The sequence below is a fragment of the Ruegeria sp. HKCCA5426 genome (assembly GCF_013034585.1).
In the GTDB taxonomy this organism is placed as follows: Bacteria; Pseudomonadota; Alphaproteobacteria; order Rhodobacterales; family Rhodobacteraceae; genus Ruegeria.
Window position 1 is genome coordinate 1 of sequence record NZ_WQGH01000027.1, and the last position, 4,999, is coordinate 4,999.

The 4,999-nt window shown below is 52.8% G+C and carries 3 protein-coding genes; all 3 read right to left on the reverse strand.

Annotated elements, in window-relative coordinates; genetic code table 11:
• Nucleotides 1-579: 579 nt before the first annotated feature.
• Nucleotides 580-2,103: an HlyD family type I secretion periplasmic adaptor subunit gene (locus GOV87_RS20250; protein WP_171212957.1), complete on the reverse strand. Its 1,524-nt coding sequence runs from the start codon at nt 2,101-2,103 to the stop codon at nt 580-582.
• A gap of 12 nt (nt 2,104-2,115) precedes the next feature.
• Nucleotides 2,116-3,924 (reverse strand): type I secretion system permease/ATPase, encoded by a 1,809-nt coding sequence (locus GOV87_RS20255; RefSeq protein WP_171212958.1) that lies wholly within the window; start codon nt 3,922-3,924, stop codon nt 2,116-2,118.
• A gap of 14 nt (nt 3,925-3,938) precedes the next feature.
• The coding region (locus tag GOV87_RS20260; protein ID WP_217360921.1) for a hypothetical protein at nt 3,939-4,999 on the reverse strand (1,061 nt) is incomplete at its 5' end.

The following is a 4,999-nucleotide window of genomic DNA, read 5'->3' on the forward strand; positions in this document are numbered from 1 at the left end:
CTTAGTCCTCCGTTTCCTGAACATAACGGTGGACCCGTTCAGTTGGGGAGGCTCACCGGTGCAGAAACGCGACTACGGAACCCACCGGTCGACGGGCGTCTTCAAGCACTCGTCGAACCGGGGATCGCCGAGACCATGCGCGGTCAGAGCGGGGCAGGTGAGAAGCCTGCGGGGAAGCGGCTGGCCTCCGATAAAAGGCATCGCGCGGATACGAACCTGAAAGCGAAGGGCCTTCTCCTGCAAGACCGGGGGGAAGGAGCGGGGGCCGGATATTGTCTGATGGAAAGTGCGGGTGTAGCGGAGCTAGATCGGCCCCTGCAAACTCCTCGCTTGCCACCAGTTACTTGGCTTGCAGTCGCGAACAGTTAAGGTCAATTACCGCCAGCATGGCAATCTGTCGCAAGTTCCATAATACAAACGCGGATTGGGATTTCTCCAGTATTTGGAGCTTAAGCAACACGAAACGCCTCAGAATTGGAATGGTGCGTTCTTTGTTGTTCTTGAAGAGTAACCAAGCAACCAACAAAAAACTTTCAAACTTGTTTTGTGTGCTACCGACCTTGTATCACCAAAACTTTGTTAACTGTCGTGGTTTTCTCGGAAACTACGTCGGATTGAACTCAAAAGCGGCCCGATTACATAGTCGGCAACGCTTGCTTCACCGGTTTGCAGCATAACCTCTACGGGCATTCCTGAGACCAGTTCGACGTCCTGTAAATCTTCGAGTTCGGCAGGTAAAACCTCGACCTTTGCCAAATAATAGGGTTGCCCTGTATTTTCGTCGACTATGCGGTCTGCGGAAATTGAGCGCATCAAACCGAATACCTGTGGCATGTTGCGTTGTTGATACGCAGTAAGATGAATACGGGCAGGCATACCAATACTTACGACATCTATATCAATCGGGTTGACTCGGGCGTCGATTATCAAAGGAACCTTCGAAGGTACGATATCCAAGATCGGTTCACCGTTTCGGACGACTCCGGAAAGAGTAGTGATCCGGACATTCATTACCTTACCTTCAATCGGAGAGCGTATTTCCGTTCTATCGACCACATCCCTGTGCCATCGTATTTCACTTTCCAACTCGGCTAGAGTACGTTTCATTTCCGACAATTCCATGGTGGAGTCTTCTATCTCCTGCTGAACCATGGCCAGTAATTGCAATTCGGTTTCACCAATCTTTTGATTGTTGCGGGCGATCTGAGCTTTACTGGTAGCACGCTCGATCGTGATGTCTGCGGCTGCGCGTTTCAGGGCCAGTAGTCGGTATTTCCTTTCTAGACCTTTCCCCAGCAGGTTTGTGACACCTTGGATTTCTTCCTCAATTAAATGTGTTTTTTCGTCCAAGCCGACGATCGTTTTCTTAAGTCCGAGGTTTTCTTCGTCGAGCTGTTTGATGCGTTTGCGCAGTATGTTGTCGCGGCCTTTTTGTGTCGTAATTCGCCGCGTCAGAAGTTCTTGTTGATCGGAAATTGCGCGTGTTAATTCAGCTTCATCGGATACATTCTCGCTGTTCGGGACGACCAATATTTCGGAACCGTCTAATTCAGCTTTGAGGCGGGCGACCCTCGCCAGCAGGTGCGTGTACCGCTTTACCAATTCGTCAAGTCGGGCACGTGCCTGCACGTCGTCGAGAGTTAAAAGAACCTGGCCTTTGGTCACCTTGTCCCCTTCCCTCACGTGAATAGATTTTATTATTCCGCCCTCCAGATGTTGCACAGTTTTGCGGTACCCTTCTGGACTGACCACTCCAGGTGCAATGGCTGCGCCTTCCAGCCGGGCGCTGAATGACCAGGTCACCAAACCAAACACTAGCCCGATTGCGACGATGTACCCCGTGCGAAGTGGCGCGCGCGTTAGATCTCTAAGGTTGGATGTTGAGTCTGTGACCGCTTTGTGACGAATTGAGCGGAGGAGTAATGTCAGAAGCACCAACGTGAGCAATAAAATAATTGCCGCGATCCACCTCGGGTCAACGGCGGGTGGTAGCTTTTCTAAGATCCAATCCAACCAGTCGGCTGGAATTGCACCCAAAATGCCATCAAGCACCGAAGCACAGAAAGCCTTCAAGTTTTCCTGTAACTCTTCCCAAATACTCATTGGCGAACCACCTTACTCTGCTAATGCGTTATTGCCGCTGCTAGATTGCACCGTCCGCACGGTTTGATAGGCCGGAGCTTGGCCTCTGATCTGCAAAATTTTCTCACGCGGGCCAAATGCGGCGACAGATCCGTCTTTGAGAACCAGAACCTTGTCTGCAGTCCTGAGCCCCGCGGGACGATGGGTCACAACGACGACGGTGCGACCAAGATTCTTGGAGCGCGCAAGAGCTGCAGCAAGGGCTGCATCGCCTTCCTGATCGAGGTTCGAACTGGGCTCATCCAAGACGATAAACGACGGGTCACCCAGAAGAGCACGAGCAAGTCCCAGCCTTTGCCTTTGGCCACCAGAGATACGCCCGCCGTGCAAGCCAACGTCTGTTTCGTACCCATGTGGTAAACGCAAAACGAGATCGTGAACTCCTGCTTCTCTGGCCGCCTTGATTACCATCGAGTCGTCGACGTCTCGCATTCGGGCAATGTTCTGCGCTACGGTGCCTGGAAAGAGCTCTACATTTTGGGGCAGATAGCCCAGCCACGGCCCTAGATTTTCGGGGTTCCAATTTCCGACGTCTGCACCGTCAAGCCTTACATGGCCGCGTGTTGGTTGCCAGGCTCCGACCAATAAACGACACAAGGTCGATTTGCCCGATCCGGAAGGCCCAAAAACGACTAGTGTCTCGCCGGGCTCAAGAGCGAAAGAGATGTTCTCCAGAATCGGTTCGCCCGAATAGGGTGCGAGACAATAGACCTCTTCCACCTGCAATTGGCCGAGAGGCTTTGGTAAATTGACTTCATAGTCGGGAGCAAATTCACCCGCAAAGTGATCTCTGAGCCGGGTGATGGCGGTACGCGCCGCCACGAAACCTTTCCAAGCACTTATGGAACGCTCGATAGGAGCAAGTGCCCTGCCCAGAACAATTGAGGCAGCGATCATCCCTCCAGCAGTCAGATTGCCTTGAAGGACAAAATACGCGCCAAGTCCCAGTATCATGACTTGCAAGGCAAGGCGTAGCGCTCGTGATGCGCTGACAAGGCCCGAGGTTTTTTCCTTCAGGTTCTGGTGCTCACGTCGGGCATCTGCCTGAAAAGACTGCCAACGACCAAGCAAGGCATCACCCATTCCCAGAGGGCGGATGGTTTCACCACTCTCAAGAAACTGCTGCGCTGCCGTATCACTTTGGCGAAGCTTGGCACTTATTTCCTTGTTGGGATTGCGTGTCAGAATGTCATTTGTAAGCGCAAATAGAAATAGAACGATAGTACTGCAAAGCGCAAAGACACCAAGTCCAGGGTGAAGTAACCAAATGAATGCAATAAATATCGGGGTCCAAAGCGCGTCAAAAAAGGCAAGGACTGCGTCTCCGCCCAGAAATGACCTGAGGTTGGCAACATCATTCAGGTTGGCCTTTGGGTTGCCGCCGGTCAGCCGGTCAGACATGGCTTTTCTGAGAGTTGGTTCACTGAGTTCTGATTCAACCCAGAAACTTGCACGACCTAAGATCATCCGCCGTACTTGCTCTAGTATTCCGTAAATGATCAGCGCAAAAAGTGCGACAACCGTCAGCCAGACCAGAGTGTCGAAAGACCCGGTGGTCAGAACCCTGTCATAGATCTGAAGCATGTAGATTGCGCTCACCAGAAGTAGCAGGTTTACGACACAGCTTACGATCAGCAGCGGCGGGAAAAGCCGTTTCACGGCTTTCTTGGTAGTGTCGACGATATTTGTATCGGGATTGGCATTCATGAACGTGGCACTCTGTAACAAGGGTTTGGTACGGCTGTGGGGATGTGCAGACCCGGCAAGGCGCCGGATCTGCACGTTTCATCACCTCTTCAGGCAACCGTATCTAGGTCGATGGTGAACCCGTCAGTGTCCGTATCCGTGTCCCCGTCGGTTTCCGTCGCGTTCAGGGTCATCTGTAAGGGTTCGGGGCTGAACTCCTGCGAGGTCGTAAACTCGATGACCGGGATCTTGATGGTCCCTTGACCCATAAAGAGCTGGATCGCATCGATGTTGTTCGGACCCATTGGGTCACCGACCACAAAGCTTTCCTGACCACCGGCTTCAGGCGATAGATCGCCGTCCAACACCTCAATCGGACCACTGGTTGTGCCATCGGCGAAGTAGATCATGTACCACAAATCCTCTGGCGGATTGTCATACCCACCCACGGAGTTGTCGATGAAAACCTTCACGGCACTGACGTCAAAGCCGGTCGGATCGACGACGAAGCTTTCATCTACCTTGCCGCCCGATGTCGTGTCACCATCGATGCCGTGATTGGCATTACCGTTCAGATTATTATTGCCATTCCCGATGCCCGAGGTGCTGACATTCATCTGTTCGGCACTGAGGAAAGTCGCGGTGCTTTCCCAATCGGCTTCAGGAAGATTCAGGAGATCTTTGATGTCAGCCGGAGCCAAATAGCTTGTCGGATTGACCGCCGCGAACACGATTTCGGAACTATCGATTGTCAGCGTCCGCACCGGATCCGGGCCACCCGCATCAAGGCTGCCATCCGCCGTGGATAGTTCGACTACCGAACCCGGCGGTGTAGACACCTGTAGATCGTACATGTCCGTGGCAGGATCAAACACCAAGGTGAAGTCCACCGTTTCGTCGGTGCCGTCACCATTAAAGTCGTCGGTGATCGACCCTGCGAACGAATAGTCGCCGTTCTTAGTCAGGTCACTTCCGACCGCAACAACGCTCCCGGTGCCGATCTTGTAGCTGACCAGTTCAATGTCGAGCGATGCAAACCCATCCTCACCAGGATCATCAGCCCAAGCATCTTGGGCACCGGACGAATAGTTGCCAGACGCGTCTTCAACAGTAATAGCCGGCCCGTCATCGGTGAACGAGATTTTTTGGGTGAGGTCGACATAGTCCGTCG